Consider the following 25,307-nt stretch of genomic DNA (forward strand, 5'->3'; position numbering starts at 1 on the left):
AAAAATTTTTAAAGTTTTTAGCAATCAGTATCAGAAAGTAGAAAGACCATGCAAAGAAATATGCTCCGCGCCAAAATTCATCGCGCAACTGTAACCCAGTGTGACCTGCACTACGAAGGATCGTGTGGGATTGATGAAGATCTGCTCGACGCTGCCAACATCATCGAAAACGAACAGATAGAGCTGTATAACGTCAACAACGGTGAACGCTTCTCCACTTATGCCATCAAGGGCAAACGTGGCAGTGGTGAAATTTCACTCAATGGCGCTGCAGCCCGCCGCGTACAACTGGGCGATCTGATGATTATCTGTACCTATGCACCGATGACAGAAGAAGAAGCAAAAGCGTATAAACCGAATGTCGTTTTCGTCAATGGCAAGAATCAGATCACCAGTATCAAAGAGTATAAATAACCCAGGCAGGGCAGGCAGTTTGTAAAGTTCTGCTTGTTCATGTCTCGATTTGCATGTCTCAATCCAATTAAAGAGAGGACATCATGGAAGTTAGTCATACCCTTACCAATCTCATCATCTTCGTGCTGGCAATTTATGTCGGTTACCATGTGGTGTGGACAGTAACACCAGCCCTGCACACGCCTTTGATGGCGGTGACCAATGCCATTTCTGCCATCATCATTGTTGGTGCCATGCTGGCCGCTGGTCTGACCGAAGGCCTGCTGGCCCAGGTCATGGGCACGGCAGCCGTAGCACTGGCGGCAGTGAATGTATTCGGCGGTTTTCTGGTCACCCAGAGGATGCTGGAAATGTTCAGAAAAAAAGAGCCTAAAGCCATTGCCCATGCTGACAAGGAGGGCAAATAATGAGCATGAATCTGGTAACGATGCTGTATCTGATTGCATCCGTTTGCTTTATCCAGGCCCTTAAAGGTTTGTCCCATCCTTCCACCGCCCGTCGTGGTAACAGCTTTGGCATGATAGGTATGGCAATCGCAGTCGCGACCACGATCGCCCTGATTGTCAAGCTGAAAAACGAGAGCGCCGGTGCAGGCCTTGGCTATGGCCTGGTTGCCATCGGCGTTATTGTCGGTGGCGGCATAGGGGCAACGCTGGCCAAACGCGTAGAGATGACCAAGATGCCGGAACTGGTCGCAGCGATGCACTCATTGATCGGTCTGGCTGCGGTTTGTATCGCCGTGGCTGTGGTGTCTGAACCCTGGGTATTCAATATCGTCGCAAGAGACCAGCCTATTCCTTTCGGTAACCGTCTGGAATTGTTCATTGGTACTTTTGTCGGTGCGATTACTTTCTCTGGTTCCGTCATCGCCTTTGGTAAATTGTCGGGCAAGTACAAGTTCCGTCTGTTTCAAGGCGCGCCAGTCAGCTTCAGTGGCCAGCATCAGTTGAACCTGGTATTGGCAATTGCCATGTTCGGTTGTGGTATTGCCTTCTGCGTCACACAAAGCTGGACACCCTTCATCATCATGACGGCTTTGGCCTTTGTGCTGGGTGTACTCATCATCATCCCTATCGGTGGTGCTGATATGCCGGTGGTGGTGTCGATGTTGAACAGTTATTCTGGCTGGGCGGCTGCGGGTATCGGTTTCTCACTGAATAACTCCATGCTGATCATTGCCGGTTCGCTGGTGGGTTCTTCTGGTGCGATCCTGTCTTACATCATGTGCAAGGCGATGAATCGCTCTTTCTTCAATGTGCTTTTGGGTGGTTTTGGTGGCGAAGCGGTTACAGCTGCTACAGGCGGCCAGGCACAGCGTAACGTCAAGTCAGGCTCTGCTGATGACGTGGCTTTCCTGCTCGGTAATGCAGAAACTGTCATCATCGTTCCTGGTTATGGCCTGGCAGTTGCCCGTGCCCAGCATGCACTGAAAGAACTGACAGAAAAACTGACGCACAAAGGTATTACAGTGAAGTATGCAATTCACCCTGTGGCGGGGCGCATGCCAGGCCACATGAATGTCTTGCTGGCAGAAGCTGAAGTACCTTACGACCAGGTATTCGAGATGGAAGACATCAACAACGAATTTGCTCAGGCTGATGTGGTGCTGGTATTGGGTGCAAATGACGTGGTTAATCCTGCGGCAAAAGACCCCAAATCACCTATCGCTGGCATGCCTATCCTGGAAGCCTACAAAGCCAAGACCGTCATCGTCAACAAGCGCTCCATGGCTTCTGGCTATGCAGGTCTGGACAATGAATTGTTCTACATGGATAAAACCATGATGGTGTTTGGTGATGCCAAGAAAGTCATTGAAGACATGGTTAAAGCTGTTGAATAGTTTTTGAGATAGTTTGATCTGTATTAAAAATGCCCAAAGCGCTATTCGCTTTGGGCATTTTTTTTAATACTGTATTACGGCTTATCCGTCTTGCGATGACTTAGTTGATACAGCAAAGGCAGCACCAGCAAGGTAAGCAGGGTCGATGAAAGTATGCCACCGATGACCACTGTCGCCAGCGGTCTTTGTACTTCTGCCCCTGTGCCTGTCGCCAGCGCCATGGGGATGAAGCCCAGCGATGCTACCAGCGCCGTCATCAACACCGGCCGCAGGCGTGTCAATGCGCCTTGCTGGATGGCTTTGTCCAGTGCCATGCCTTCTTCACGCAGGCTACGTATATAGGCAATCATCACCAGGCCATTCAATACCGCAACGCCAGACAGCGCGATAAAGCCAACTCCGGCAGAAATCGACAGCGGTATGTCGCGCAGCCACAGTGCGACTATGCCGCCCGTCAGGGCAAACGGCACGCCGGTGAAGACCAGTAAGCCGTCCCTGATATTGCCAAACATGGCAAACAGCAGCATGAAGACCAGTAGCAAGGCAGCAGGTACAACGATTTGCAGGCGTTGTGATGCGGACTGCAATTGCTCGAACGTACCGCCCCAGGTGGTCCAGTAAGCCGTGGGGACTTTGACTTTTTGTGCTAGCTGATCCTGTGCTTCTCTCACGAAGGAGCCTATGTCGCGGCCACGTACATTGGCAGTGACGACAACGCGGCGCTTGCCATCTTCACGGCTGATCTGGTTGGGGCCGGGTGCCATGTCTATGCTTGCCAGGTCAGCCAGGGTAATAAAACTGGCAGCGCCATTTTGTGCATTCGATGCATTCGGCAAGCGTATAGGCAGGCGCTTGATGGCATCAATATCGCTGCGCACGTTTTCTGGCAAACGAACGACGATATCAAAACGGCGGTCACCCTGGAACAGGGTGCCGGATTCTTTGCCGCCTATGGCTGCGGAAATCACGTCCTGCACATCGCTGATATTCAAGCCCAGCCTGGCTGCCTTTTCGCGGTTGATGTTGATGCTCAGCATAGGCAGGCCGGTGGTTTGTTCCAGCTTGACATCGGCAGCACCGGGGATTTTTTCCAGCACTCTGGCAATCTGCTCCCCAGTGCGGTTCATGATATCCATGTCGTCACCAAAGACCTTGATCGCGACGTCGCTGCGTACACCAGAGATCAATTCATTGAAGCGCATTTGTATCGGCTGGGTAAATTCATAATTATTGCCCGGCACTTTTTCCACGGCTTCCTGTATGGCTGATACCAGATCTTCCTTGCTGCGCCTGGGGTCTGGCCATTGCTCTTGCGGCTTGAGCATGATGAAAGTGTCGGCCACATTTGGCGGCATGGGGTCTGTCGCTATTTCTGCCGTACCCAGCTTGCCAAAAACTTTATCGACTTCAGGGAAAGTGCGTATTACATGCTCGAGTTCTATCTGCATTTGCAAAGCCTGGCTCAGGCTGGTGCCGGGTATGCGCATGGCATGCAGGGCGATATCTCCCTCATTCAGGCTGGGGACAAATTCACTGCCCATGCGGCTAGCCAGCAAACCACTCAAAGCCAGTACCACCACAACGACGCTCAAGACCAGTACCTTGCTTTGCAGGGCAAAGTCCAGCATGGGTTGATAGAGTTGTTTGGCCCACAGCATCAAGCGGTTTTCTTTTTCACTGACGTGTTCACCGATGAACAGGGCGACAGCGGCAGGGATGAAAGTCATCGACAAGACCATCGCTGCAATCAGGGCCGCAACCACGGTAAACGCCATGGGGTGGAACATCTTGCCTTCGACCCCGGTCAACGCAAAGATGGGCAGGTAAACCACCATGATGATCAACTGGCCAAACAGCAAGGGGCGGCGGGCTTCTCTGGCAGCAGCGAAAACTTCTTGCAGGCGTTCACTGCGGTTTAATGTACGCCCGGCAGCCGCTTGCGCATGAGCCAGCCTGCGCACGCAATTTTCCACAATGACCACGGCACCATCGATGATGATGCCAAAATCCAGCGCACCAAGGCTCATGAGATTGGCACTGACCTTATTGCCCACCATGCCGGTGAAAGTGAATAGCATTGCCAGCGGTATCACCATGGCGGTGATGAGGGCTGCACGTATATTCCCCAAAAACAGGAAGAGGATGGCGATGACCAGCACGGCGCCTTCCAGCAGGTTTTTCTTTACCGTATTGATGGCCTTGTCGACCAGTACTGTGCGGTCATATACGGTGCTGGCGACGATGCCCGGCGGCAGGCTGCGGTTGATCTCAGCCAGTTTTTTTGCCACATCCTGTGATACCTTGCGGCTGTTTTCACCGATCAGCATGAACACCGTGCCGAGCACGACTTCACGGCCATTTTCAGTGGCTGCACCAGTGCGTAGTTCACGGCCTATGCTGACTTCGGCGATATCGTTGATACGCACAGGAACATTCTTTTGGGTGCTGACGACGACATTGCGTATGTCATCCATGGAAGCCAGTTGCCCCGGTGCCCTGACAAGGTATTGTTCTCCACGTCTCTCTATGTAGCCCGCGCCGACATTGCCATTATTTTTTTCCAGTGCAGTGACTACGTCTTGCCAGCTCAAGCCATGTGCCACCAGCTTTTCTGGCGATGGTGCGACCAGAAATTCCTTGGCATAGCCACCTATGGTATTGATCTCGGTCACGCCTGCAACATTGCGTAGTTGTGGCTTGACTATCCAGTCCTGTATCTCACGCAGGTCGGTAGCTGTGTAAGGCTGACCGTCAGCCTTGAGCGCGCCTTCCTTGCTCTCAACTGTCCACATGACGATTTCACCCAGGCCGGTGGAGATAGGCCCCATACCGGGTTCTATACCCGCGGGTAACTTGCCCTTAGCTTCCTGTATGCGTTCATTGACGAGCTGGCGCGCAAAGTAAATGTCAGTGCCGTCCTTGAAGATGATGGTCACTTGTGACAAGCCATAGCGCGACAGTGAACGGGTTTGTTGCAGGTTAGGCAGACCTGCCATCACGGTTTCTATGGGAAAGCTGATGCGTTGCTCAGCCTCCAGCGGTGAATAACCGGGAGCGGCGGTATTGACCTGTACCTGGACGTTGGTGATGTCCGGCACGGCATCAATCGGCAGACGCTGGTAACTGAAGATGCCCACTGCTGCCAGCGCCAATGTCAACATGATGACCAGCCAGCGCTGCGCTATCGAAAATTGTATGATTTTTTCAAACATGATGTGTTTTCCTCATGCTTCTAGTGTTCATGACTGGCGGCAGCTTTGCCTAGCTCAGCCTTGATCAGGAAACTGTTTTTTGCGACATAGGCTGTTCCCGCTTGCAAGCCCTTGCGTATCTCTGTGTACTTGCCATCATTGCGGCCCATTTCCACCGGCCTGGCTTCCAGTTGATCGCCATAGCTGGCAAACACCGTGGCTTGCTCGGCTATTATTTGTATGGCTTCATTGACTATCGCAACTGGTACTTCTACTTCGGCTGACAGCAGGGCCACATTTACCGTCAGGCCGGGATACCACTCACCCTTGGTATTTGGCAGCAGCAAGCGCGCTTTGGCGGTGCGGGTCTGTTCACCCATGACTGCGCCTACATAGCTGAGCTTGCCTTCTGCCGTTGCGTCAAAGGCATTGGCACTGACTTTGGCAGGTTGGCCTGTCCTGACATTGTTGAGGTCCTTGGCAGGTATCGCGATTTCTACCCAGACACTGCTGAGATCAGCCACTGTAAAAATAGCTGCATCATCCTTGAGTGACTGGCCTATGCTGATATGTTTCTCGGTTACTGTGCCTGCGATGGGTGAGCGGATTTCATAGCGATTCAAGTTACCTTTGTTAGCCATACCTGCACCAAGGGAAGCCAGTTTTTGCTGCGCACTTTGCAGGGTGATGTCGGCTTCCTGCATCGCATTGCGGGCATGCAGGTAATCCTGTTCAGCTGAGATTTTTTCTTCCCAGAGTTTTTTCTCGCGATCAAAATTACTGCGTGCCAGTGCATGGCGTTTTTGTGTTGCCAGCACTTCGGTGCGCAAGTCCACTAGCGCCTCGCTGGATATCACGGCCAGCAGTTGTCCTTTGCTGACCTTGTCACCTGCATTCACCGCCACGCTTTCCACCACACCTGCGAGGCGTGGCACAATTTGCAGCATGCGGTCTTCATTCAGTTTCACTTCACCCAACAAGTTCAGATTGCTTTGCAGTTTCACCGCGCCTGCAATTTCGGTCTCCACGCCATTTTGTTTACGCTTCAGGGCATTCATGTTGACGCGGCCCTCTATCTGTTCACTGCTGAATTGATAGCTCTTGCCCGCATGCTGGGCAGTGATGCGGGCTTTGAAGGAATGCGGTTCTTCAACTATCGCATCGCTTTTCAGATAATTTTTTTCTGTGCTGAACTTGAAGTTTTGTACTGCGCCACCCAGGCGTTCCAGATTGATGCTGACGTTACTGGAGGCAGGTGGCAGCGGCTTGCCATCCTGGTAGGCATACAGGCGAAATTCTGGTGCCGTGTTTTGCTCGAAGATAGTCACTTCCAGTCCATAGCCATCCTTGCTGAACAGCTTGCCGCCATGCGGGCCTTTGGCGGCAGCTTCGGCTTCACTGGCTTCGTCATGATGTTCTTTGTCGGCATGTTCAGCCTGTTCTGCATGGCTGCCGTGTTCATCAGTTTTTTTCCATTTCCCTGTGCTCAGTATCAGCGCAGCCAATATTGCGCCTATGAGGAGGACGATGATGACTGGGACGGCAGCTTTTTTATTGATATTCAGTTTCATACAAAATCCTAAAATGAAGAGGTGGCGGTGAACAGGCTCAACTCACTGTCACCTATGTAAGCCTCGATATCCGCCGCAGCACGCTGGGCTTCTGACAGGCTGCGCAAGTATTGCGCCCTGGCTTGCAGCAATGAGCGCTGGGCGTCCAGCACATCCATGAAATTGAACTTGCCGTATTCAAAGCCCTTGATGGCAAGCTCATATGCCTGCTGCGCAGCTGGCAGCATGTCTTTTTTCAGCATTTCGGCTTCTTCCCTGGCGAGGCTCAGTCGTTGATGGGCTTGCAGTACTTCTCCATGCAGGCGGTTTTCTGTGGCTGCCAATTCATCCCTGGCCTTGTCTGCGCGGCTCAGTGCTTCCTGCAAATTGCCCTGGTTGCGGTCGAACAGGTTCAGCGGGATGCTGATGCCGACGATGGCCTGGTTGCGGCCGGTTTGCTGTTCACGCTTGTTACCTATGCTTAAAGTCAGGTCCGGTATTTGCCTGCTTTTTTCCAAGGCAGACATGGCGAGGCGCTTGTCTACTTCCAGTTGCGCGCGTTGCATCAATGGTGAACGTGCCAGGGCTTGCGTCAGTTTTTGCAAGTCGGGCAAGGCAGGCAGGGTATGGAATTCAGCCTGCAATTGCTGATCGACAGCCAGCTTGCTGCCCATGGAGGTTGCCAGGCTTTGCCTGGCTATCAGCAATTCGCTATTGGCTTGCGCAAGTTCTACACGCACCCCAGATTCAGCGATGCCTGCCCTGGTAGCTTCCAGTGGCGGGATTTTGCCGACGCTGACCTGGCGACTGGTAGCATGGCTCGCACCTTTTGCCAGTTCCAGTGAAGCTGTGGCCAGACGCTGGCGCTCCTGTGCAATCAGAACAGCAAAAAACTGTGTGGTGACTGCCGCCCTGATCTCGGCGGATTTGATCGCCAGTTCATTCAATGCAGCACTGCGACTGCGCTCGGCGACGTTGATGCGTGCGCCGCGTTTGCCGCCTAGTTCCAGAGGCTGATTGATCTGTATAGTGGTGCTGCGGCTGTCTTGCCTGGCATCTTCCATGAGGACAGACAGTTCAGGATTGGGCATGACGCCAGCTTGGCGCAATGCGCCTTCACTGGCTTGCACTTCACGCCTGGCAGCAGCGATGTCGGGGTTGTTGGCAAGCGCCTGTGCTAATGCTGCGGGCAGGGTCATTAGGCCTGCGCTGGTCGAGGGCAATGAGTTTTGTGCCTGTGCCGATGCCGGAAACAGCATGGAACACAGTAGTACAGCCACGACAGCGAGTGGCAAGAATAATTTTTGCATGGCATTCTCCAGAAAAAACGAAAAGGAAGAATCCAGCAAGTAACCGTCAAGTTTCTAGCTTTGAAAATGCTTTACGCGCACGCAATAAAATACGTGACAAAACACAAAAGCAAAGAAATAAATATAGACAGATGCCTCGCCGGACTTAGGCGAAGGCCATCCATTTGGGACGTTCAGGTTGTGCCAGAAAAGGCGCAGGAGTTTGCAGTGATGCTGCAGTGAGCTGATAGGTGATCAGCGTCGATTCTGACAGCGGCAGATTGGATGAATGCGCACCCAGTGGGCTATGCGCGCACGACGCGCAATCTGGGTGGGACGCTGCTTTTTTTGCCGCTGATTTGTCTGTGGATTTATCAGCATGAGTGTCGCCATCCCTGGCTTCATGCTCATGCGGATGATGACCAAAGTGTTGCGAAGTCTTGTCCGTCTCATGCATGCAATACGCACTCGCCACCGACCAGCTTAGCTGGAGAGTGAAAGCAACGATGATCATGAGGACGAATTTTTTAAGCATGGTGCGAATTATAAACCCTAAAGCATATTGTCATTATTTAAGGCGACGAACCAGACGCAAGCCATTGAAGATCACCAATAAGCTAGCTCCCATGTCAGCAAATACCGCCATCCATAAAGTCGCCACACCCATGACTGCCATCACCAGGAAAGCCAGCTTGATACCCAGTGCCAGGGCAATATTCTGTTTCAGTATGGTGGCAGTGCGCTGGCTCAGACGGATGAATTGAGGGATCTTGCGCAAGTCATCATCCATCAGGGCAACGTCAGCAGTTTCCAGCGCTGTATCCGTGCCTGCCGCACCCATGGCAAAGCCTATGCTGGATTTGGCTAGTGCAGGGGCATCATTGATGCCATCGCCGACCATGCCAACCGTGCCGTGACTGGCCAGCTCATCATTGATGGCAGCCAGTTTGTCTTCGGGCAGCAGATTGCCACGCGCATCATCAATGCCTACATTTTTTGCAATGGCTTTCGCGGTCATTTCATTATCGCCAGTCAGCATGACAGTGCGTATTCCCAGTGCATGCAGTTCTGCAATTGCCTGGCGGCTGCTTTCACGCACAGTGTCTGCCACGGCAATTACCGCCAATGCCTTTTCTTCATCGGCAATGATGACGGCTGTCTTGCCTTCCGCTTCCATCGCGAACAGTGCTGCTTCAGTAGAGGGGCTGCAAATCTTGAGTTCTTCTATCAGGCGATGATTGCCGAGGTAATACCATTTGCCCGCTATCTGGCCTTTGACGCCACGGCCTGCAATCGCCTCAAAGTTAGTGACTTCCAATGATCCACTACCTTGCATTGTCGAATAGGCAGTCACTGCGCCTGATACTGGGTGATCAGAGCGGTTTGCGAGGCTGGCTGCCAGTTGCAATGCCGTGGCCTGGTCACCGTTGAGCAATTTGATATCCGTGACAACAGGTTTGCCCTGGGTAATGGTGCCGGTTTTATCCAGTGCCAGTGACTTCAGCTTACGGCCTTCTTCCAGATACACGCCACCTTTGATAAGTATGCCCGCCTTGGCTGCTGCGGCCAGCCCGCTGACTACAGTCACCGGGGTAGAAACTACCAGCGCACATGGGCAGGCAATCACCAGCAAGACCAGCGCCTTGTACACCCAGACCATCCATGGCAGGCCCAATAACAGGGGAGGGATGAGCATGACACCCAGCGCCAGTATAAACACGATAGGTGTGTATACCTTGGCGAAGCTGTCGACAAAACGTTGCGTCGGCGCACGGCTGCCTTGTGCTTCTTCGACCGCATGAATAATGCGTGACAGGGTGGAATCAGTTTGTGCAGCAGTCACGCGGTATTCAAAAGAGCCTGTTTCATTGATGGTGCCAGCAAACAGTTTGTCACCGATTGTCTTGGCAACCGGTATGCTCTCGCCCGTGATAGGAGCCTGGTTGACTGATGACTGCCCCTTGCTGAGCTCACCATCCAGTGGGATGCGTTCACCTGGGGCAACTCTTACCGTAGCGCCTATGGCGATAGCTTTGGCCGAGACATCCTGCCAGCTACCATCTGCCTGCAAGACACTGGCTGTTTCTGGTGTCATGGCCATCAGGCCACGTATGGCATTGCGGGCGCGGTCCAGCGACATGGCTTCTATGGCTTCTGACAGGCTGAACAAGACCATGACCATGGCTGCCTCTGGCCATTGGCCTATGATCAGCGCACCGGTGACGGCGATCGTCATCAGGGCATTGATGTTCAGGTTCAGGTTCTTCAGTGCTATCCAGCCCTTTTTATAAGTGCTGGTGCCACTGAGCAGTATCGCCAGGGCAGACAAGAGCATGACGAGCCAGGCTTTTTCTGCTCCGCTGATATAGGCATAGGTTTCGGCGAATATTGCGGCCAGCCCGGCAGCGCCCAGCAACCACCATTTTTGTGCAGGGTTTGCTGGCGGTATTGCGGCTGCCTCCTCATTGTCTTTGCCATCTTCGCTTAACAGCACGGCTTGCATGCCTATGGATGTCAGCACGGCCTGTATCTTCGCCTGATTGTCCAGCGTATGGCTGACCGTCAGTTTGCGTTGCATGAGATTAAAATCAAGCTGGGCTATGCCGGGCATGGGGCTTAGCTTATTGCGTATCAAGCCTTCTTCTGTCGGGCAATCCATATTTTCTATGGAATACACCACGGTCGATGTACCGGCAGGTGCTGCTATAGGCTTTTCATTACCCTGTGCCACTTTGACGCCTCCATGGTCGCAACAGGTATGGGCATGCTTGTGCGCTGACTCATGGGCGTGCTCATGTGAGTGTTCTGAGTGTTCTTGCGAATGCTGATGCGCCATGCTGACTCCGGAAAAGAGGTATAGTAAGCATTAGACACCCTGTAGCAGGTATAGAGTCAAGCACTAGATTTAAATGAGGGGACACACAAATGGAATTGAAAATTGGCGAATTGGCAAAACGATCAGGTTGCCTGGTGGAAACCATACGTTACTATGAAAAAGAAGGCTTGCTGCCACAGGCCAGCCGCTCGCAGGGTAATTTTCGTCTGTATGGCGAAATGCATGCAGAACGCCTGCAATTCATCCGGCATTGCCGTTCTCTGGATATGACGCTGGATGAAATACGCCAGCTATTGCAGTTCCGTGATGCGCCTGAAGACAATTGTTCAGAAGTAAATGCCTTGCTCGACAAGCATATAGAACATGTGGCGCACCGCATTAGGGAGTTGAAAGGGCTGGAGTCACAGTTAAAATCCCTGCGCAAACTATGCACCAGTGCGCAGGCAACAAAAGATTGCGGTATTTTGCAAAATCTGGGAACGGCGGAAGAGCATCCGGTGCGTAACCTGGGTAGCCACGGTAGCGGCTGTCATTGACGGCTACAAGGCCTTCGAAGATCGAACAGGTCATCGGCAAACATGCCTGATGACCTGATGTTCTTTATTTCTCGCTTACATCCTGACCAGCGTTGATTTACCAAACAGGCTTTCGATCAAGTCAACTGCCAGCACCGCAGTCTGGTTGCGTACATCCAGGGCCGGGTTCAGTTCTACTACATCCAGCGATGCCATCAGGCCCGTGTCGGCGATCATCTCCATGCACAACTGTGCTTCGCGGTAACTGGGGCCACCGAGTACTGCCGTTCCTACGCCGGGGGCGATGCCTGGGTCAAGGCAGTCGAGATCAAAGCTCACATGCAAATGGGTATCGCTGTCGAGATTCGCCAGGACTGAGGACATGACATTGCGCATGCCATATTCATCGATGTAGCGCATGTCGAAAACCTGCATGCCCATTTCATGGATGAACTTGCGCTCACCATCATCGACACTGCGTATGCCTATCAGGCGTATGTCGGTGGGTTGTATGGCAGGCGTCTGGCCGCTATAGTTGATCAGCTCTTTCGGACCATGACCCATGAGGCAGGCGACAGGCATGCCATGGATATTGCCGGTAGGGCTGATGGTCGACAGATTGCTGTCGGCATGCGCATCAAACCACAGGACGCGCAATTTTTTGCCAGTGCGGCGGCAATGTGCAGCCACCGCGCTGATGGAACCTATCGCCAGGCAATGATCACCACCGAGCATCATGGGCATATGGCCATCCTGCAAGGCCTTATCGACGGCGTCATACACGGCCTGGTTCCAGTCTATCGCCTCTTTCAGGTGGCGCAGGCCATTCACTGGTTGTTCCCAGGGATTGGCCGGGCCATGCAAATTGCCATGGTCAATGACTTTCAAGCCGCGTGCCGTCAAAGCCTCGTTCAGGCCCGCCACACGTAATGCGTCGGGCCCCATGCCCGCGCCTCTGACGCTCGCGCCTACATCGGTAGGCGCTCCAATTAAGGAAATGGTTTTCATTCGTTTCTAGTGTAATGCCGTGGTCAACATTGACTTCAGGCGTTTATTGGTACGGCACAATCTGTATTGCTACGGGCAGGGCTGGCAACAGTGCTGCTTGTTGCTGCCATTCCCATACCAAACAGGTCTTTCGGGTTCATCATTTCAGGGATCAGGTCCAGTACCGGTGAATTGGCCTGCATGACATATTTTTCCAGGTAACGCATGGCAGAAAAATCTTCCAGCGCAAAACCGACAGAATCAAATACCGTGACTTGCTCAGCATGGCTGCGGCCAGTGGCATTACCTGCCAGGATAGTCCACAGCTCGGTCACCTTGAAGTCCGCAGGCATTTGCTGCAACTCACCTTCTATGCGCGATTGCGGTTCATATTCCACTACCACATAGGCATTATTCAAAATATCTGCATGCAACTCTGTCTTGCCAGGGCAATCACCGCCTACACCATTGATATGCATACCGGGTTCTATCATGTCCGGGGTCAGTATGATGGCATTGGTTTTGTCTGCTGTCACCGTGGTCACGATGTCCGCGCCCTTGACTGCCTCGGCAGTGGAACTGGCGCGTATGACACGTAATTCTGGATACATTCGCAAATTATGAATTAATTTGTCGGTTGCTGCAGGGTCTATGTCATATACGCGCAACTCTTTGATGCCCAGCATCGCATGAAAAGCTACTGCCTGGAATTCACTTTGCGCACCATTGCCTATCAAAGCCATGACACGGCTGTCAGGCCTGGCCATGTAAGTCGCTGCCAGCGCCGAGGTGGCAGCAGTGCGTATGGCGGTTGTCAATGTCAGTTCTGACAGCAGGCGAGGGTAGCCGGTATTTACATCAGCCAGCACACCAAAGGCAGTTACCGTCAGCAAACCAGCCTGGGTGTTTTTGGGGTGACCATTAACGTATTTGAATGAGTATTGGTTACCGTCCGAGATAGGCATCAGTTCTATGACACCCACGTCTGAATGATTAGCTACCCGTGCGGATTTGTCGAATGACTGCCAGCGCAAATAATCTTCCTTGATCATGCCAGCCAGACGCGCAATGGCATCTTCGAGTCTGGTCTTCTTCAAGTGGTTTTGCAATTCTTTTGTGCCGATGAAGGTCACCATGTTGTTCTCCGTGTTTACCGTATTTACAGTATTGATATATAAGCATAAGGACTTGCGGGAACACATTTCAGAGGCTATTGCGAAATCACCCTGGTTTTCCTGATGTTGCGAGACTTTCATTCACTCTTTCAAAGAAGAGTGATGTTTTGAAAATCCACCAGACCCATTTCGCATCAGGCTCTTGCGCACCTGTTGTGCTATGTATTCTGTTTATCATTGTAGCCAGCCGGGAAAAGAAATAGATTGCTAAATAAGATGTAAATTTCATGTAAATAGAAATTAAGTTTCATATATTAATAATTAATGTGTTTTAATTTCTCATTTAATGAAAATGACAAAATATCCTGAAAATCAGGGTGGAGCCGGGGGGATGAATATGGACGTGTATGACCGCAGTATCTTGCGACATTTGCAACAGGATGGACGCATGAGCAATTTAAGCCTGGCAGAACGCATACATCTGTCGGCACCACAAACCCTGCGCAGGGTCAGGACACTGGAAGAAAAAGGGGTGATACGGGCTTATGTCGCACAGGTTGCACCTGAGGCACTGGGCCTGGGCGTGATGGCATTTGTGAACCTGTCGCTGGACCGCGAACAGTTTCGTAATGTGCGCGAGGTAGAGCGGCAATTGAAGGCTTTTCCTGAAATCATAGAATGCCACACCATTTCCGGTGACTTTGATTACATCCTCAAAGTGGTGGCCAGCGATTTGAAAAGCCTGTCACAATTCCTGACAGACACCCTGATGCAGGTACCTGGTGTCGCCTCGCTGCGGTCGATGATCTGTATGGAAGAAATCAAACCCGTTAGCGGCTTGCCGATAGACTAATTTATCTTTGCTTGCGCAGATTGCGATAACGTTCTGCCCTGCTGGCGATAGTTGAAATCAGTTTTTCCGGATCTATGGGTTTACCCAAAAAATCGTCTGCCCCGGTTTCTATGGCGGTCATTTCTTTTTGTATTTCTGTCGATAGAAAGACGATGGGAATGTCGATGTAGCGGTTGTTTTGCCGGATGATTTGTGCCATCTCCAGGCCATTGCAGACGGGCATGTTCAAGTCTGTCAGCACCAGTTCAGGCTTGAATTTTTTCAGTGACTCCAGAATTTCACTGGGGTCGTTGATCGCTTTCACATGCATGCCAGCGCTGCTGAGTATGGCATCGTAATAACTGGCCAGCAATTCATCGTCATCTACCACGAGTATGCGGTAAGCCAGCACTTCGTTCCTGGCGATTTTTTCATCTATCTTGGCGCTTAATGCCTCCACGTCGAGAGGCTTGAGAAAGTAGCCCGCTGCGCCTTCTCTAACAGCCGCCAGGCGCTGTGTAAAATCGTCCATCTCTGAAATATAAATGATGGGGAAGTTGCTAATGACGCGGTTGGCAATTTTCTTGCGGGTCGCCATGCCGGCTGGACTATCCACGTCCACGACCAGGGCTTGCGGCAGCCTGACCATGATGGCGGATTGCAATTCATTGGCCTCATCAAAGCAGACGACTTCATGATGATACAGTTCCAGCGTCGCAGCCAATTGCTGACCGGCATCAGCATCTGAAAAGTACAGATACACCAGGCTGCGATAGTCTGCTTGATTCAGCTCTTCAAAGCTTTCTTCTTCATTGATTTTTTCGGACTCAGGGAGGTCATTATTCATGATGTTGGCGACTTAAATTCCGGTGAATGAAGCAATTGTCATTTGGCTGGCGCAAGCCCGGCGAGGATGTTCATAAGCGGGCAATATCACCCCATAAATGACGCATGGTAAATTTGACTGACACCTGGTCGCGGTGTAAGACTTCGCGTATTGCCATCAGGGGTTTTGCCGTATCACGGCGCAATGGTATCGACAGTGGGGTGCCGCGCGGCCCCAGCAATGCATGCACATAAGGTGTCGTCGTGGTCTCGCCTTTGCCTGTCACCACGGCAGTTTCACCACTTTCTAGCCTGACGAAAGTGCCTATCGGATAGGTACCCAGCTCCTTGATGAATACAGTGACCAGCATCGGGTCTATCTTGGATTTGCCTTCCACCAGGATGTCGCGCAATGCCGCATTTGGCAGCATGGACTTGCGATAGCTGCGGGCACAGACGCGGGCGCAGTAGCGGTCAGCGAGTGAAATAATCTTGGCGTTTTGTGGGATATCTGCACCAGTTTTACCAGCAGGGTAACCTGTGCCATCTTCACTCTCATGATGATGTAAAACCCAGGACAGCCAGTCTTCCTTATTCACCCCGGCGGCACGCAGCATGGCGACCCCGGCTTCAGGGTGCTGTGAAATCAATTCCTGTTCTGACGCATTGAGTGTTTCGCTTTTTTCTTGCAGCTTTTCCTGCTGCCTCAGCATGGCCACATTCATGGTCAGTGCAGCGGCTGCCAGCAAGAGCATTTCATCCGCTGGTTTTTTGAGCGTACGGGCAATCAGCAGTGATACTACGGCAGTATCGACAGAATGCCTGGGCCCATAGTTATCATCCTGATTCAGCAAAATACAACCCAACGCTACATCAGGTGCCATGAAGACGGCTGCGCCCATTTTTTTGGTCAGGGAGATAAGCTGGGTTTGTACATCGGCTTCGGTATTGAGGTTATAAACCAGCCTGCGCAATTCTGTACGCACTGCATTGATGGTGCGCACAACAGAAGGAGCTTCACTGGCTTTCTCTACCGCTTTGCCATCGCGCATGCCACCCTCGGATTTGCCGGTATCGGCGAACAGGCCGCGTTCTATCAAAGCCGATACCTGCCCGGCATGGGTGACAATAAAGCCCTTGCGCAGCAGCAGGCTGCCATCATTACCATACACATCCCATGGTAAGGCCTGGCCTATGACGATGTCAGACATCCCTATGCGTCTGGTTGACATGCACACCTCGGACGGTGAATGATACGGGGGAATGAAGCTTGCCGGAGTACCCTGAACACGCATTTATCCTAGCAGAATTCTTTGCCCGTACTTGTTATCAAATGTCAAGAATGGATGAATCCGTTGCAGCTTTGCAGCGCTGTGATTGTGTTTTTGCTTGTGCACTGCACAGCGAAGTTGTGAACACCTTGGGAACGCCTGGGAAACGTCGTGCCCTTGGGAAGAACGCCGTACTTATGGTGTGCCTATGTTGTGTCTATGTTGTGTCTATGTTGTGCCGATGTCTTGCTTACACTGTCCGTTTCGCACCCGCCAGAGCGCAACCAAAAAATATGAACGTGGCAGCCCCTATTTTATTCATGGACGAGCCGCCTTTTTCTGATGTCAGCCAGGTCTTGGCGCGTCCGGCAAAAATTGCATAGCTGCTATGGATGATGACGATCAGGCCACTATAAGTCATGACCAGTACGGCAAACTGCAGGCCATAGCTCATGGCCGGGTCGATGAATTGCGGGAACACTGAGAGGAAAAAGAATATCGCCTTGGGGTTGGTCATCTGCAAAGACAGGCCTTCCATGAAACGCTTCTTGAAGCTGGCTTCATGGGCATTGCCTTCCGTGAAACGGAAAGCCGGAGCGCGCCAGAGCTTGATACCCAGGAAAATCAGGTAACCTGCACCGAGCAGCTTGAGTACGGTAAATGCGGTAGCGGATGCAGCCAGCACGACACCCACGCTGGTGGCAGAAATTGCAGCGACAATCAGCGCACCAAAGGCGATACCCAGGATGCCGCCAAAAGTGCCACGCATGCCATAACGCAAGGCATTCGTCAGCGTCATGACCACGCCAGGGCCGGGGCTCAATACGGTGGCTGCTGCCATCAGCAGGAATAAAGGATACAGTTTCATGGAAAGAACTCTGTGTGTGCCAGGAGAGGAAATTGTACGTTTAAAACGTACAGCGGCAGGGATACAGATTTTTGCGTAACAGGCAAAGAAGGGGGATAGTGCCGGAGCAGCTTCAGCCGCGAACTGGCCTTATTGCGCGGACTGTTCGCGGCCAAAGCCGCTCCTGCAGAGACTGCAAAGATTAATGTGCCTTGGCAAAACGCAGGGCAAATTTCTTGAAATGACGGTAGCTGGCACCCAGGTCTTGTAAAGAATCTATAGACTCGGTGATGGATGCGCCTTGCTCGCTGAAATTGCTTTTGAATTCTTCAAATGCAGCTTCAAGCACAGCAGCCAGTTGGTGATTGTACAAGCGTCCAAAATTCAGATGGCGTCTTTTGATGCGCATTTTCATGGTGTTTCCTTTCAGTTGAAGGGCGGATTATAGAGTAAACAAGGTGAGGCAGGTATTTACTGTGTTTGCTCAAAAATAACAGACCAGTAAATTACTTGATTCTTTGTTTTTCAAGCTTACGCGCCAGCGTGCGCCTGTGCATGCCGAGCCTGCGTGCTGTTTCTGAAATATTAAAGTCAGTCTCAGCCAGTACTTCGTGGATTCTTTCCCACTCCAGATTCTTGATGGACGTAGAGCGATTGGTAATTTCTACCTCTGCCGTGCCAGCGATATGTCCAAAGGCAGCTTCGATATCATCGGTGTTGGACGGTTTGGACAAGTATTGGCAAGCGCCCAGTTTGACTGCCTCCACGGCAGTCGCAATGCTGGCAAACCCCGTGAGCACGACGATCAGCATGTCGGGATTGTGCTGGTGCAAAAGCTGTACACAAGCCAGGCCCGATGAATGGCCGTTGAGCTTTAGATCTACCACGGCGTAAGCGGGGCTATGGTCTGATAATAATTTTTCAGCATCGTCCTTGCTGCTTGCGTGCAGCACGGTATAGCCGCGCCGCTCAAACGAGCGGCCCAGTGTGCGGGCAAAAGCAGTATCGTCTTCGATAATGAGTAACAGACGACTTTCTGGCATAGTGAAACAATTCCTGAAGTTAACGCTGTAATTCGTTGAGGTGGAGCAGAACGGCCATCCAAACTATTCCAGCTCTTGTGACATTGTAAAGTTTTTATTGATTTTCTTACCGGAACAAATCTGCTTAATATGAGGTTCCTAAAGCATGATTGCCGCAAGCGGTAAACTCAATTGTACGATGGCACCGCCATCTTCGCGGTTGGATGCCGTGAAATGACCACCCAGTTTGCGTGCCACATTGACGACGAAAAATAATCCCAGCCCGCTGCCTGGGCGGCCTTTGGTCGATTGATATGGTTCTCCTATGCGTGACAGGATGGCCGGGTCGAAACCAGGCCCACGATCGACTACCGTAAATATCAGTGCATCGCCTTCGCGCCTGGCTTCCATGCTCAGCCAGTCAGGTGAAGCCTCCAGCGCATTATCCAGCACATTACAGACCATCTGCTTCAAGGCAGTATCAAAGACGATGGGCATATCTTCCTGAATCTGATTGTCGAAACCAAATGAGACGATAGGGCGGGTCGAGATAAATTCCTTGGTCAGATCATTCAGGAAGGTGTTGATTGTGGTTTTGAGTGCAGATTCACCGCGTGCTTCCCCGGCAGATAGCAGGATGCCGCTGACGATGCTTTTACAGCGCTGCAACTGCGTTTCCATTTCGCTGATTTCTTCGAGCAACTCAGGGTTTTTCTTGAACTCTGGCATGCGTCGCCAGTCACCAAGGATGACAGACAGTGTGGCCAGTGGCGTACCCAGTTCATGCGCTGCGCCAGAGGCCAGCAGACCCATGCGCACGATGTGGTCTTCTTCCACAGCACGCTGGTGCAGGTCGGCCAGTTGAACATCCCGCGCATGCAGGTTGCGGCCTATGCGGGTGATAAAGAAAACCAACAAGGCAGCATTGAGCATGAAGCAAATAATGAAGCCAGCGATATACAAGCGCGATAAGCCGCCAGTTTCACTGGATGGCAGAGGCAAAGGCTCAGAAAACAGCGATAGTCCGGCCAGGCAGGCACTGGTGATGATGACGATGATCCAGGTGGACCATGCTTCCAGCAAGACCGCACTTAAAATCACTTGCAGCAGATACAGAAAAGCGAAGGGATTCGACGTGCCGCCGCCAAAATACAGCTGTGCCGTCAGGCTGAATACGTCAATCAGCAAAGCAAAAACCAGTTCGCCATTGGTCACATACACGCGTTCATGCCAGCGTAAATGGCTGGCAATATTAAAACTGATCAGACAGATCAGCACGGCCAGCATTTTGACCAGAGGCAACTGTATGCCAAAGCCAAACATGACGATCAATATGGTTGATAGCTGGCCAAACACGGCAAGCCAGCGCAGCTGTATAAGCTGCAACATGTTCTTGTGACCTGCCGAGTTCTCGTACTCTATCGCAATAGCAGACTGTTTTTCTGGGGTTTTTGTTGCGGTTTTTGCCACTATGCCTTGCCCGATGCTATGAGGAAGTATTTTTCTTATCATGCTTGCCATGTCCCGTTATTGTGCTTTTTAGTGCATGCTAACAGATCATGGGCTCTATATTAAATTTGCAACTCCAGCCTGTTTTATGCGGTATTCCCTGCCTTGACGGCCTTGGTATTTTTTTTATCCCGCATGACATACGCCCAGGCTGCTGCCGTCATGGCTGCCAGCGAGAACCAGACTACGGCGTAAATTAAATGATTGTTGTGAAAATGAATCACGGTCAAGCCCGCGACAGGGGTGTTGGCGGGCACTTCATTTTGCTGGGCGTGGCGCTTATTGCCGGCAGGGCTTGCATCGGCGTCGATAAAGAAAGGGGCAGGCCTGGTCAAGCCAGTTGCAGTAGCAATGGCGTTCACATCGCGTGAATACCAGCGATTACCAGTGGGATCATTTTTCCTTAAAAACCCTCCAACTGGTTCTGTCATGCGCAACAGACCGGTGACCTGCATGATGCTGGCGTCAGATGTGGACAGGCGATCTTTTTCTGACGACGCCCGGTAAGACGCAGCCATTTTTTCCGGGATAAAACCACGGTTAATCAGTATCGTGGCGCCATCTGCAGTCGCCAGCGGCGTCATGACCCAAAAGCCGCCGCCCAATTCTGTCGTGGCTTGCGCCAGTATGGTTTTCTCATACAGGAAAACGCCACTGACTTGCACATGCCGGTACTCATCCGCACTGGCATTGATGTGTGGCCATAGTGAAAAACCGGGAATCGGGACTGGTTCTGCGTGTACGCGCTGTTCAACCCGCTCTATCAAATCGAGCTTCCATTGAAGGCGTAGTACCTGCCATGTAGCAAGTGAAATAAAGCCTGCAAAAATAACTGCCATGCAGGCCGTGAAGCTTATTCTGAATAAACTGGAGTGCCGGGCAAGATGCCTGGGCTGAGCTGACTTGGACGCCAGATCAGCCCCTTTACCTGTCATTCCTGGTTCTGGCTCACTCATTGCATGGACGGCATGGGCTTCGTGTTGTCCGCTGATGGACTGGATGCCGGTGCCGGACCGGATGCCGGTGCAGGTATTGATTGTGCTTCTGGTTTTGACATGGGCATAAGCTCGCCTTTTATCGATTCCGGCTTTGTTTCTGCTTCATGCATCATGCCGGGCATCATATTGTGATTCAGGTGATACATGACCCATAGTGATCCGCTCATCATGATAAATACCAGCATGCCGGTAAACAGCAGCGCCAGCATGGTCCAGCCGCCCTCTGATTTGCTATTCATGTGCAGGAAATACACCATGTGCACGACGATCTGTATCGCTGCAAATACCAGCAGGACCATGCCTGTCGTACTCGATTTGTTCATGACTTTACCCATGACCAGCCAGAAGGGTATCGCAGTCAAAATCACCGCCAGGATAAATCCGGTGGCGTATTCCTTCAGGCTGCCATGGTTGGCGTGGGTATGTCCCTGATGATCATCGTGACCGTCGTGACCATGCGCCGCATGTTCTTGGTGTGCACTCATGGCAAGACTCCCATCAAATAAACAAAGGTAAATACACCGATCCAGATCACGTCCAGGAAATGCCAGAACATCGACAGGCACATCAGCCTCCTGCCATTTTCTGGCGTCAGGCCATGGCGGCCTATCTGGAACATCAGGGTAATCAGCCAGATAATACCGAAAGTCACATGCAAGCCATGCGTACCAACCAGGGCAAAGAACGAGGTCAGAAAGCCGCTGCGTTGTGGGCCCGCACCTTCGTGTATCAGGTGGGCAAATTCATACAGTTCCAGACTGATAAAACCGGCACCCAGCAAGCCGGTAATGGCCAGCCATATCAAGGTGGCTTTAACACGCTTGCGCTGCATTTCCAGCATGGCGAAGCCATACGTGATGGAAGATAACAGCAGCAGGGAGGTATTGATAGCAACCAGCGGCAGGTCAAACAATTCTGCACCTGTAGGGCCACCTGCATAGTTACGGCCCAGTACGGCATAGGTCGCAAACAGGCAGGCGAAGATCAGGCAATCGCTCATCAGGTAGAGCCAGAAACCGAGCAAGGTGCCGTTTTCCGGATGATGTTCCTTGACATAAAAATCGCTGCTGACAAATTTGCCAGGTTCAGAAGTTGCGCTGGTATTCAAGTTCGTGCCTTCGTTGGGGAAAGTCGCAGTATTAGACATGGCTGGCACCTGATAAGCGGGTACGTTCATCTTCTGTGCGGATCACGTCGGCAACAGGGATATAGTAATCGCGCTTGTAATTAAAGGTATGGACAATGATGGCGGCCATCATGGCAACAAAGCCCAGGCCTGCCAGCAACCACATCTGCCAGATCAGGGCAAAACCACAGACAGCACTCAGCAAAGCGATGATGAAGCCTGCACCGGTATTCTTAGGCATATGTATCGGTACGAAACCATCTGTTGGCCTGCTGTATTGCTTGCTCTTCATATCAGCCCAGGCATCGTTGTCATACACTTTTGGTGTAAAGGCAAAGTTATACGGTGCAGGTGGTGAGGAGGTTGACCATTCCAGCGTGCGGCCACCCCATGGGTCACCAGTAAAGTCACGCAGGGAATCACGACGCTTGTAGCTCACATATAACTGGATGATGAAGGACGCAATACCCAAGGCAATCAGGAAGGCACCGAAAGCAGCGATCTGGAACCAGATCTGCAAGGATGGATCTTCAAAATGGCTCAAACGTCTCGTCACACCCATCAAGCCAAGTACATACAAAGGCATGAAAGCGAAATAGAAACCGATAGTCCAGAACCAGAAGCAGCATTTGCCCCAGAAATCATCGAGCTTGTAACCAAAAGCTTTTGGGAACCAGTAGTTGATGCCAGCGAACATGCCAAACAACACGCCACCGATGATGACATTGTGGAAGTGAGCAATCAGGAACAGGCTGTTATGCAAAACGAAATCGGCAGGCGGTACCGCCAGCAAGACACCTGTCATGCCACCTATAACGAAAGTGATCATGAAGCCTATTGTCCACAACATCGGCAATTCAAAACGGATACGGCCACGGTACATCGTGAACAGCCAGTTGAATATCTTCGCTCCGGTAGGAATCGAGATAATCATGGTGGTGATACCGAAGAAGGAATTGACACTTGCACCTGACCCCATCGTGAAGAAGTGATGCAGCCATACCAGGTAAGACAAAATCGTAATCACCACGGTCGCATATACCATCGAGGTATAGCCAAACAAACGCTTGCTACAGAATGTCGAAACGATTTCAGAGAACACACCGAACGCAGGCAAGACCAGGATATAAACCTCAGGGTGACCCCAGATCCAGATCAGGTTCACATACATCATGGAATTGCCACCCAGATCATTGGTGAAGAAATTCGTGCCAAACACGCGGTCGAGTGACAACATGCCCAATACCGCAGTCAGTACAGGGAAGGCAGCAACGATCAAAATGTTGGTGCACAGTGCAGTCCAGGTAAACACTGGCATCTTCATCATTGTCATGCCAGGCGCGCGCATTTTGATGATGGTCGCGATCAGGTTGATACCCGACAGCAGGGTACCGACACCAGCAATTTGCAATGACCAGATATAGTAATCAACGCCGACATCCGGGCTGGCCAGGATGCCAGACAGTGGTGGATATGCCAGCCAGCCAGTACGCGCAAATTCGCCGACAAACAGCGAAGCCATGACCAGGCCGCCGCCAAAGGCAGTCATCCAGAAGCTGAAATTATTCAGGAAAGGGAAGGCCACGTCGCGTGCACCGATTTGCAGCGGTACCACGTAGTTCATCAAACCAGTCACCAGCGGCATCGCCACGAAGAAGATCATGATCACGCCATGTGCGGTAAAGATCTGGTCATAGTGATGTGGTGGCAAGAAACCTGCAGAGTCGCCAAAGGCCACTGCCTGTTGCATGCGCATCATGATGGCATCAGCAAAGCCGCGCAGCAGCATCACCAGGGCAAAAATCACGTACATGATACCTATCTTTTTGTGATCGATGCTGGTGAACCAGTCACGCCACAAAGTGCCCCACACGCGGAAATATGTCAGCACCGCGAAAAGACCTATGCCACCGATAGCAACGGCGATAAAGGTTGCCAGCAAGATAGGTTCATGAAAGGGAATCGCATCCCAGGAGAGGCGGCCGAAGATCAACTTCGTCAAATCGATATGGTCTTGCATCATTTACTTCCGATGATAAGAGGAAGCGCTGCGGGGAACGCTTCAGGGGACACTTCAGGAGATGCTTTGCAAATGTCGGCGTCCAGATAGGCCAACAAGCGTGCTGTGCGTGCGGCGTTATCCTGTTCCAGGCGCTGCGTGAACAAATTACTGAAATCCATTTTCGCGTCAGATGCAGCATAAGCTCTGGCATTTGCTTTTGCATCGCTCATCATCATTCTGTCCATGCAGACTTCACCTGTGGCAACGCAGCGATTCAAAATGGCATGATACAAATCTGCATCGACACTTGCGTAATGACGCACCGGCTCACGCTCACTCGGTTTTTCCAGTTTCAGATAAGTCGCACGGTCCAGCGTTTGCGTCTTGGCTTTGGCTGCCTGCACCCACTGTTCAAAATTCTGCGTGCTCATGCCGTGGAACTTGAAGCGCATGTCAGAGAAACCTGCGCCGCTATAGTTGGCTGAAAAGCCATCAAATTCACCCGGTTTATTAATCACTGCATTGAGTGTCGTCTGCATGCCTGGCATCGCATAGATCTGACCAGCCAGTGCAGGGATGAAGAAGGAATTCATGACATTCGATGCAGTAATCTTGAAGCGTACTGGTACATCTATCGGTGCGGCCAGTTCATTAACGGTGGCAATGCCAAGATCCGGATAAATGAACAACCATTTCCAGTCCAGCGCAACAACTTCGACGTTGAGAACCTTTGCGTTGGCAGGAATAGGGCGGTTTTCATCCAGGCGCGACAGTTTGCGGTAGGGGTCCAGCGTATGCGTGCTGATCCAGGTGATCAGGCCCAAGGCGATGATAATTAGTAGCGGCGCACCCCAGATCACGAGTTCAAGCTGGGTCGAGTGATCCCAGTCTGGGTCATATTTGGCAGAGGTGTTATTTTTTCTGTAACGCCAGGCAAACAGGATGGTCAAAAAGATCACCGGTATGATGATCAGTAACATCAACAACGTAGATACCCATATCAAATGGCTTTGTTGAGAGGCGATATCGCCAGATGGGTTCATTACCACCGTGTTGCAACCCGCCAACAAAATTGCAGAAAAAACAGCAAATCCGCGTCGTGCAAATAAGGGAATCATATTGAGATAGGTCAATGATT

General features: G+C 51.7%; 23 protein-coding genes. 5 read left to right on the forward strand and 18 right to left on the reverse strand.

What is annotated here, in order from left to right:
* Positions 1-48: 48 nt before the first annotated feature.
* The 3 genes from panD (at position 49) to ACO0LG_RS13480 (ending at position 2,254) form a co-directional block, all read left to right on the forward strand.
* A complete protein-coding gene (gene panD / locus ACO0LG_RS13470) occupies positions 49-414 on the forward strand; it encodes an aspartate 1-decarboxylase (RefSeq protein WP_110255112.1) in 366 nt (121 codons plus the stop codon).
* An 83-nt stretch (positions 415-497) separates the two neighbouring features.
* Entirely contained in the window at positions 498-821 is a 324-nt protein-coding gene (locus ACO0LG_RS13475) for an NAD(P) transhydrogenase subunit alpha (protein WP_423027085.1), read from the forward strand.
* Entirely contained in the window at positions 821-2,254 is a 1,434-nt protein-coding gene (locus tag ACO0LG_RS13480; RefSeq protein ID WP_423027087.1) for an NAD(P)(+) transhydrogenase (Re/Si-specific) subunit beta, read from the forward strand. The genes ACO0LG_RS13475 and ACO0LG_RS13480 overlap by 1 nt, the downstream gene beginning before the upstream one ends.
* Positions 2,255-2,328: 74 nt before the next feature.
* On the opposite strand, the gene ACO0LG_RS13485 is transcribed toward ACO0LG_RS13480, so the two are convergent.
* The 5 genes from ACO0LG_RS13485 to ACO0LG_RS13505 form a co-directional block, all read right to left on the reverse strand.
* Positions 2,329-5,466: an efflux RND transporter permease subunit gene (locus tag ACO0LG_RS13485; protein WP_423027089.1), complete on the reverse strand. Its 3,138-nt coding sequence runs from the start codon at positions 5,464-5,466 to the stop codon at positions 2,329-2,331.
* Between the two features lie 20 nt (positions 5,467-5,486).
* Entirely contained in the window at positions 5,487-7,016 is a 1,530-nt protein-coding gene (locus ACO0LG_RS13490; protein ID WP_423027091.1) for an efflux RND transporter periplasmic adaptor subunit, read from the reverse strand.
* Positions 7,017-7,024: 8 nt separating this feature from the next.
* Positions 7,025-8,305 carry a TolC family protein gene (locus tag ACO0LG_RS13495; RefSeq protein WP_423027093.1) on the reverse strand — a complete coding sequence of 427 codons (1,281 nt, stop codon included), beginning with the start codon at positions 8,303-8,305 and terminating at the stop codon, positions 7,025-7,027.
* Between the two features lie 145 nt (positions 8,306-8,450).
* Positions 8,451-8,819 carry a hypothetical protein gene (locus ACO0LG_RS13500; protein ID WP_423027095.1) on the reverse strand — a complete coding sequence of 123 codons (369 nt, stop codon included), beginning with the start codon at positions 8,817-8,819 and terminating at the stop codon, positions 8,451-8,453.
* 33 nt (positions 8,820-8,852) lie between these two features.
* Positions 8,853-11,120, reverse strand: a complete 2,268-nt coding sequence (locus ACO0LG_RS13505) for a heavy metal translocating P-type ATPase (protein WP_423027097.1) — start codon at positions 11,118-11,120, stop codon at positions 8,853-8,855.
* Positions 11,121-11,209: 89 nt separating this feature from the next.
* On the opposite strand from ACO0LG_RS13505, the gene cadR reads away from it, so the two are divergent.
* The gene (cadR, locus tag ACO0LG_RS13510) at positions 11,210-11,656 is read left to right on the forward strand and encodes a Cd(II)/Pb(II)-responsive transcriptional regulator (RefSeq protein WP_162057811.1); all 447 of its coding nucleotides are present in this window, start codon (positions 11,210-11,212) and stop codon (positions 11,654-11,656) included.
* A gap of 75 nt (positions 11,657-11,731) precedes the next feature.
* Here cadR and rocF read toward each other — a convergent pair whose 3' ends face one another.
* Together rocF and ACO0LG_RS13520 are read right to left on the reverse strand one after the other, a co-directional pair.
* A complete protein-coding gene (rocF, locus tag ACO0LG_RS13515; protein WP_423027099.1) occupies positions 11,732-12,643 on the reverse strand; it encodes an arginase in 912 nt (303 codons plus the stop codon).
* A 35-nt stretch (positions 12,644-12,678) separates the two neighbouring features.
* On the reverse strand, positions 12,679-13,758 hold the full coding sequence (locus tag ACO0LG_RS13520) for an ornithine cyclodeaminase (protein ID WP_423027101.1): 1,080 nt from the start codon (positions 13,756-13,758) through the stop codon (positions 12,679-12,681).
* Positions 13,759-14,134: 376 nt separating this feature from the next.
* On the opposite strand from ACO0LG_RS13520, the gene ACO0LG_RS13525 reads away from it, so the two are divergent.
* Positions 14,135-14,590: an Lrp/AsnC family transcriptional regulator gene (locus tag ACO0LG_RS13525; protein WP_162057814.1), complete on the forward strand. Its 456-nt coding sequence runs from the start codon at positions 14,135-14,137 to the stop codon at positions 14,588-14,590.
* A gap of 1 nt (position 14,591) precedes the next feature.
* Here ACO0LG_RS13525 and ACO0LG_RS13530 read toward each other — a convergent pair whose 3' ends face one another.
* The 11 genes from ACO0LG_RS13530 to cyoA all read right to left on the reverse strand — a co-directional run bounded on the left by ACO0LG_RS13530 (position 14,592) and on the right by cyoA (position 25,287).
* Positions 14,592-15,416 carry a response regulator gene (locus tag ACO0LG_RS13530; RefSeq protein WP_423027103.1) on the reverse strand — a complete coding sequence of 275 codons (825 nt, stop codon included), beginning with the start codon at positions 15,414-15,416 and terminating at the stop codon, positions 14,592-14,594.
* 70 nt (positions 15,417-15,486) lie between these two features.
* Positions 15,487-16,626 carry an HD-GYP domain-containing protein gene (locus ACO0LG_RS13535; protein ID WP_423027105.1) on the reverse strand — a complete coding sequence of 380 codons (1,140 nt, stop codon included), beginning with the start codon at positions 16,624-16,626 and terminating at the stop codon, positions 15,487-15,489.
* A 289-nt stretch (positions 16,627-16,915) separates the two neighbouring features.
* Positions 16,916-17,533 carry a LysE family translocator gene (locus ACO0LG_RS13540; RefSeq protein WP_423027107.1) on the reverse strand — a complete coding sequence of 206 codons (618 nt, stop codon included), beginning with the start codon at positions 17,531-17,533 and terminating at the stop codon, positions 16,916-16,918.
* A gap of 181 nt (positions 17,534-17,714) precedes the next feature.
* Positions 17,715-17,927, reverse strand: coding sequence for a hypothetical protein (locus ACO0LG_RS13545; RefSeq protein WP_422949406.1), 213 nt, complete (start codon positions 17,925-17,927; stop codon positions 17,715-17,717).
* Between the two features lie 91 nt (positions 17,928-18,018).
* On the reverse strand, positions 18,019-18,555 hold the full coding sequence (locus ACO0LG_RS13550) for a response regulator transcription factor (RefSeq protein ID WP_423027109.1): 537 nt from the start codon (positions 18,553-18,555) through the stop codon (positions 18,019-18,021).
* Positions 18,556-18,693: 138 nt separating this feature from the next.
* Positions 18,694-20,046, reverse strand: a complete 1,353-nt coding sequence (locus ACO0LG_RS13555) for an ATP-binding protein (RefSeq protein WP_423027111.1) — start codon at positions 20,044-20,046, stop codon at positions 18,694-18,696.
* 83 nt (positions 20,047-20,129) lie between these two features.
* Positions 20,130-20,999 (reverse strand): SURF1 family protein, encoded by an 870-nt coding sequence (locus tag ACO0LG_RS13560; protein ID WP_423027113.1) that lies wholly within the window; start codon positions 20,997-20,999, stop codon positions 20,130-20,132.
* On the reverse strand, positions 20,996-21,526 hold the full coding sequence (gene cyoD, locus ACO0LG_RS13565) for a cytochrome o ubiquinol oxidase subunit IV (protein ID WP_423027115.1): 531 nt from the start codon (positions 21,524-21,526) through the stop codon (positions 20,996-20,998). The genes ACO0LG_RS13560 and cyoD overlap by 4 nt, the downstream gene beginning before the upstream one ends.
* The gene (cyoC, locus tag ACO0LG_RS13570; RefSeq protein ID WP_423027117.1) at positions 21,523-22,188 is read right to left on the reverse strand and encodes a cytochrome o ubiquinol oxidase subunit III; all 666 of its coding nucleotides are present in this window, start codon (positions 22,186-22,188) and stop codon (positions 21,523-21,525) included. The genes cyoD and cyoC overlap by 4 nt, the downstream gene beginning before the upstream one ends.
* On the reverse strand, positions 22,181-24,187 hold the full coding sequence (gene cyoB, locus ACO0LG_RS13575; protein ID WP_423027119.1) for a cytochrome o ubiquinol oxidase subunit I: 2,007 nt from the start codon (positions 24,185-24,187) through the stop codon (positions 22,181-22,183). The genes cyoC and cyoB overlap by 8 nt, the downstream gene beginning before the upstream one ends.
* On the reverse strand, positions 24,187-25,287 hold the full coding sequence (gene cyoA / locus ACO0LG_RS13580; RefSeq protein WP_423027121.1) for a ubiquinol oxidase subunit II: 1,101 nt from the start codon (positions 25,285-25,287) through the stop codon (positions 24,187-24,189). The genes cyoB and cyoA overlap by 1 nt, the downstream gene beginning before the upstream one ends.
* Positions 25,288-25,307 lie beyond the last annotated feature (20 nt).

Source organism: Undibacterium sp. Ji42W, from assembly GCF_049340405.1.
GTDB lineage: Bacteria > Pseudomonadota > Gammaproteobacteria > Burkholderiales > Burkholderiaceae_D > Undibacterium.